General features: G+C 70.3%; 5 protein-coding genes and 1 pseudogene. 4 read left to right on the plus strand and 2 right to left on the minus strand.

Annotated features, from left to right (window positions below):
- The coding region (locus HW445_RS16820) for a WhiB family transcriptional regulator (RefSeq protein ID WP_180221835.1) at positions 1-286 on the minus strand (286 nt) is incomplete at its 3' end.
- Between the two features lie 403 nt (positions 287-689).
- Here HW445_RS16820 and HW445_RS16825 point away from each other — a divergent pair.
- The 4 genes from HW445_RS16825 (at position 690) to HW445_RS16840 (ending at position 5,139) form a co-directional block, all read left to right on the plus strand.
- On the plus strand, positions 690-1,301 hold the full coding sequence (locus HW445_RS16825; protein WP_003948568.1) for a response regulator transcription factor: 612 nt from the start codon (positions 690-692) through the stop codon (positions 1,299-1,301).
- A 293-nt stretch (positions 1,302-1,594) separates the two neighbouring features.
- Complete coding sequence (locus HW445_RS16830) at positions 1,595-2,170, plus strand: sigma-70 family RNA polymerase sigma factor (RefSeq protein WP_108954763.1); 576 nt, start codon at positions 1,595-1,597, stop codon at positions 2,168-2,170.
- 224 nt (positions 2,171-2,394) lie between these two features.
- Entirely contained in the window at positions 2,395-3,900 is a 1,506-nt protein-coding gene (gene guaB / locus HW445_RS16835; RefSeq protein ID WP_180221836.1) for an IMP dehydrogenase, read from the plus strand.
- Between the two features lie 114 nt (positions 3,901-4,014).
- Positions 4,015-5,139, plus strand: a complete 1,125-nt coding sequence (locus HW445_RS16840; RefSeq protein ID WP_180221837.1) for a GuaB3 family IMP dehydrogenase-related protein — start codon at positions 4,015-4,017, stop codon at positions 5,137-5,139.
- A gap of 73 nt (positions 5,140-5,212) precedes the next feature.
- Here HW445_RS16840 and HW445_RS16845 read toward each other — a convergent pair.
- Positions 5,213-5,610, minus strand: a pseudogene (locus HW445_RS16845) (hypothetical protein); the annotation flags it as partial.

Below are 5,610 nucleotides of genomic sequence, written 5' to 3' on the forward strand. Positions count from 1 at the left end.
CCAGGCGGTGCCGTGCCCGCCCCATCAGCTCCTCGCGCTCGTCCTCGGTGAGCCCGCCCCACACCCCGTACGGTTCGCGCACCGCCAGCGCGTGGGCGGCGCACTCGGCCCGGACCGGGCACCGCATGCACACCTCCTTGGCCGAGTTCTCGCGGGCGCTGCGCGCCGCCCCGCGTTCACCCTCCGGATGGAAGAACAGCGAACTGTCGACTCCTCGGCAGGCGGCGTGGAGCTGCCAGTCCCACAGATCCGCGTTAGGGCCGGGAAGGCGGGAGAAATCAGCCATGGCGTGTCCCCTTGGTGCTGGTTGCCGGTTCGGCGACCGCGTACCCGCGATCAATGAAGATCTACGAACGATCTAAGGAGATGAAAATATGACTCATTGCGAATCTAGTCACAGACACCAGCGAAACGGAAGAAAAGGGACCAATCGGGTCAGAGTCCGTGGGGAAAGCTTGTGTGCATGCTGTGAGTCACTGGGAGGTGATGACCCCCTCACGTAGAGTGCTGAAGGCGGCCTTTCTCCCCGTAACTCTTTCGAGTGACCGTCGTTGAGAGGGCGAGGCGGTCGACGGAACAAGCGCTCGGGTGGATGATCCGAGAGGCCCACGAAGGATCGACCGCACAGGTGACGATTTCGTACCAGCCTGGAGGCTCAAGGTGACGCGCATCAGCTGCGGAGGGCGGTCATGACTTCCGTCCTCGTCTGCGACGACTCCCCGCTTGCCCGAGAGGCGCTCCGCCGCGCGGTCGCGACCGTGCCCGGCGTAGAGCGTGTGACGACGGCGGCCAACGGCGAGGAAGTCCTCCGCCGCTGGGGCGCCGACCGCTCGGACCTCATCCTCATGGACGTCCGCATGCCCGGCCTGGGCGGTGTCGAGACGGTCCGCCGCCTCCTCTCCGCCGACCCCGGGGCCCGCATCATCATGCTCACGGTCGCCGAGGACCTGGACGGCGTGGCGCTCGCCGTCGCCGCCGGCGCCCGCGGCTACCTGCACAAGGACGCCTCCCGGGCCGAACTGCGCGCCACGGTGACGCAGGCCCTGGCCGACCCGACGTGGCGGCTCGCCCCACGTCGTCTGCGCTCCGCCGAGATGGGCGCCGCGCCCACGCTCACGGCCCGCGAGATCCAGGTCCTGGAGGGCATGAGCCACGGCCGTTCCAACGCGGAGATCGGCCGTGAGCTGTTCCTCTCCGAGGACACGGTCAAGACCCACGCCCGCCGGCTCTTCAAGAAGCTCGGTGCCTCGGACCGGGCGCACGCCGTGGCGCTCGGCTTCCGGTGGGGCTTGGTCCGGTAGGACCCGCTCGTGGGTCGCCTCGATGACTGCGTCAGGGCGGGGTGCCGGAGAGCCCTCCGGAGGACCCCGCCTGCCGCACCTGTGACGGAGACGTCAGAACCTCCCGACGGGTGCCCGATGCTCGTTTCGCCGCGGATGCCGCATCCTTGAGGTGTGGAGTTCTCGGGGACGAGTCGGTCGAGCGGAAGGGGAGGGCGCAGGAGATGAGTGCCGGCGCACCTGCTCATAACGCTTCGGTGCACAACCAGGGGCACGGCGGACCCGTCTCGCAGGCTCCAGGGCACCATGGAGCGATGCGCGACGACGAGACGACGGTGATCGGTGCCCTCGTCCATCGTGCGGTCGACGGGGACGAACAGGCGACGCACGACCTGCTGGCCCGGGTGCATCCGCTGGCGCTGCGGTACTGCCGCACCCGGCTGTCCCGACTCCCCGGCGACGCCCGCCACTTCGTGGAGGACCTGGCGCAGGAGGTCTGCGTGGCGGTCCTGCTGGCTCTGCCGCGCTACCGGGACACCGGCCGGCCCTTCGAGGCCTTCGTCTGCGCCATCGCCGCGCACAAGGTCGCCGACCTGCAGCGCGCCGCCATGCGCCATCCCGGTTCCACGGCGGTGCCCTCCGACGAGATGCCCGAGCGGCCCGACGACTCGCTCGGCCCCGAGGAGCGTGCCCTGCTCAGCAGTGACGCGGAGTGGGCGAAGAAGCTGCTCGCCAACCTCCCGGAGAACCAGCGCGAACTGCTGCTGCTCCGCATCGCCGTCGGCCTCACGGCGGAGGAAACCGGCCAGATGTTGGGAATGTCACCCGGTGCCGTACGGGTCGCCCAGCACCGTGCGCTGAGCCGTCTGAGGGCGCTCGCCGAGCAGTGACCGTCACTGCGTGCGACGGCCGAAGCGGCGATTACCGGCCACCAGCAGGTCCCTGCCCGCGCGGGGAGGCGTCGGCCTCCGTCGGCCCGGCCTCCGGTCACAGCCGGTAACCGAACGCGGAGCCGGTGCGTCACCCGCCGCGCCCACGAATGGTGGAATGCCGGACCCCCGGATCCCGTTAGCATGGACATCCGCACCGATCAAGGCCATTTGGGGAAGGTGTCATGACTGCAAACGTCGACGGAGTGCCCGCCAAATTCGCGACACTCGGGCTGACCTACGACGACGTGTTGCTGCTACCGGGAGCGTCGGACGTCCTCCCCAACGCGGTCGACACCTCCACGCGGATCTCCCGGAACATCAAGGTGAACATCCCGCTGCTCTCGGCGGCGATGGACAAGGTGACCGAGTCCCGGATGGCCATCGCCATGGCCCGCCAGGGCGGTGTCGGTGTGCTGCACCGCAACCTGTCGGTCGAGGACCAGGTCAACCAGGTCGACCTGGTGAAGCGGTCCGAGTCGGGCATGGTGACCGACCCCATCACCGTGCACCCCGAGGCCACCCTCGCCGAGGCGGACGCGCTCTGCGCCAAGTTCCGCATCAGCGGCGTCCCGGTCACGGACCCGGCGGGCAAGCTGCTGGGCATCGTCACCAACCGCGACATGGCCTTCGAGACCGACCGCAACCGCAAGGTGCACGAGGTCATGACGCCGATGCCGCTGGTCACCGGCAAGGTCGGCATCTCCGGCACGGACGCCATGGAGCTGCTGCGCCGCCACAAGATCGAGAAGCTTCCGCTGGTCGACGACGCGGGGGTCCTCAAGGGTCTGATCACGGTCAAGGACTTCGTCAAGGCCGAGCAGTACCCGAACGCCGCCAAGGACGCCGAGGGCCGGCTGCTCGTCGGCGCCGCCGTGGGCGCCAGCCCGGAGGCCCTGGAGCGGGCCCAGGCGCTGGCCGCCGCCGGCGTGGACTTCCTGATCGTGGACACCTCCCACGGTCACAACAGCAACGCCCTGTCCTGGATGGCCAAGATCAAGTCCGCCGTCGGCGTGGACGTGATCGGCGGCAACGTCGCCACCCGTGACGGCGCGCAGGCGATCATCGACGCCGGCGCGGACGGCGTGAAGGTCGGCGTCGGCCCCGGCTCCATCTGCACCACCCGCGTGGTCGCCGGCATCGGCGTGCCGCAGGTCAGCGCCATCTACGAGGCGTCCCTCGCCTGCCGTCCGGCCGGTGTGCCGGTGATCGGCGACGGCGGCCTCCAGTACTCCGGCGACATCGGCAAGGCGCTGGCGGCCGGCGCGGACAGCGTGATGCTGGGCAGCCTGCTGGCCGGCTGCGAGGAGTCCCCCGGCGAGCTGCAGTTCATCAACGGCAAGCAGTTCAAGTCCTACCGCGGCATGGGCTCGCTCGGCGCGATGCAGTCCCGCGGCCAGGGCAAGTCCTACTCCAAGGACCGCTACTTCCAGGCCGAGGTCAGCTCCGACGAGAAGCTCGTCCCGGAGGGCATCGAGGGCCAGGTCCCCTACCGCGGCCCGCTCTCCAACGTGCTGCACCAGCTCGTCGGCGGCCTCCGCCAGACCATGGGCTACGTGGGCGCGGAGACCATCGAGGAGATGGAGTCCAAGGGCCGGTTCGTCCGGATCACCTCGGCGGGCCTCAAGGAGAGCCACCCGCACGACATCCAGATGACGGTCGAGGCGCCGAACTACAGCGGCCAGCTGTAACGGGAAGCACGAAAAACACGCAGCAGGGCGGCCCCGCGGAGTGCGGGGCCGCCCTCGTCATGGGCGTCGGCGATACTGGATGACGCCTGACAAGCAGAGGGAAAGGCCACAGACGTGACTGAGATCGAGATCGGGCGCGGCAAGCGCGGCCGCCGGGCGTACGCCTTCGACGACATCGCCGTCGTCCCGAGCCGCCGTACGCGGGACCCGCAGGAGGTCTCGATCGCCTGGCAGATCGACGCCTACCGCTTCGAGCTGCCGTTCCTGGCCGCGCCGATGGACTCGGTCGTCTCCCCGGCCACCGCCATCCGGATCGGCGAGATGGGCGGCCTCGGCGTCCTCAACCTCGAGGGCCTGTGGACCCGCTACGAGGACCCGCAGCCGCTGCTCGACGAGATCGCCGAGCTGCCGGCCGAGGCGGCCACCCGCCGCCTCCAGGAGATCTACGCCGCCCCGATCAAGGAGGAGCTGATCGGGCAGCGCATCAAGGAGGTCCGTGACGCCGGTGTGGTGACCGCCGCGGCGCTCTCCCCGCAGCGCACCGCCGAGTTCTCCAAGACGGTCGTGGACGCCGGCGTCGACATCTTCGTGATCCGCGGCACCACGGTGTCCGCCGAGCACGTGTCCTCCGCGCAGGAGCCGCTGAACCTGAAGCAGTTCATCTACGAGCTGGACGTGCCGGTGATCGTGGGCGGCTGCGCCACCTACACGGCGGCGCTGCACCTGATGCGCAGCGGCGCGGCGGGCGTGCTGGTCGGTTTCGGCGGCGGCGCCGCGCACACCACCCGCAACGTGCTGGGCATCCAGGTGCCGATGGCCACCGCGGTCGCCGACGTCGCGGCCGCGCGCCGGGACTACATGGACGAGTCCGGCGGCCGGTACGTGCACGTGATCGCCGACGGCGGCGTGGGCTGGTCCGGCGACCTGCCGAAGGCGATCGCCTGCGGCGCGGACTCCGTGATGATCGGCTCCCCGCTGGCGCGCGCCACCGACGCGCCGGGCAAGGGCCACCACTGGGGCATGGAGGCGGTCAACGCCGAGCTGCCGCGCGGCAAGAAGGTCGCGCTGGGCACGGTCGGCACGCTGGAGGAGATCCTCACCGGCCCCTCGCACACGCCGGACGGGTCGATGAACTTCTTCGGCGCGCTCAAGCGGGCGATGGCCACGACCGGCTACAGCGAACTCAAGGAGTTCCAGCGCGTCGAGGTGACGGTCGCGGACTCCCAGCACCGCCGCTGACCGCACCGCTCACGCACGAGGGCCCGCCCACCGATCGCTTCGGTGGACGGGCCCTCGTGGCGTGGGGCGCGGATCAGTCGCTGCCGACCTTCTTGGCGACGCTGAACGCCGCGGCACCGCCGAGGGCGAGGAAGAGGAAGCTGAGGACGTCGATCTCCTCGCTCCACGCCTGCTGGACGAGGCTGAAGTCGTCCGTCAGCACCTGGAGGAAGCTGTCGTAGGGCAGCAGAGGGCTGTCCGCCGCGAAGACGGCGATGCCGATCAGCTGGCCGAGGTAGACGGCGCCCAGCGAGATGATCGCGGCGATCGCGCCGGTCACCGGGTTGCCGCCGCCGATCTTGCCGGCCACCAGGCCCACGAGGGCGCCGACGCCCACCGCGGCGTAGCCGATCTCCACCTCGGCCTTGCCGATGATCATGCCGTAGACGACGGCCGCCACCAGGCCGGCGACCAGGCCGGCGACGGCGCCCA

This window comes from Streptomyces sp. UH6, from assembly GCF_013421635.1.
GTDB lineage: Bacteria > Actinomycetota > Actinomycetes > Streptomycetales > Streptomycetaceae > Streptomyces > Streptomyces abyssomicinicus.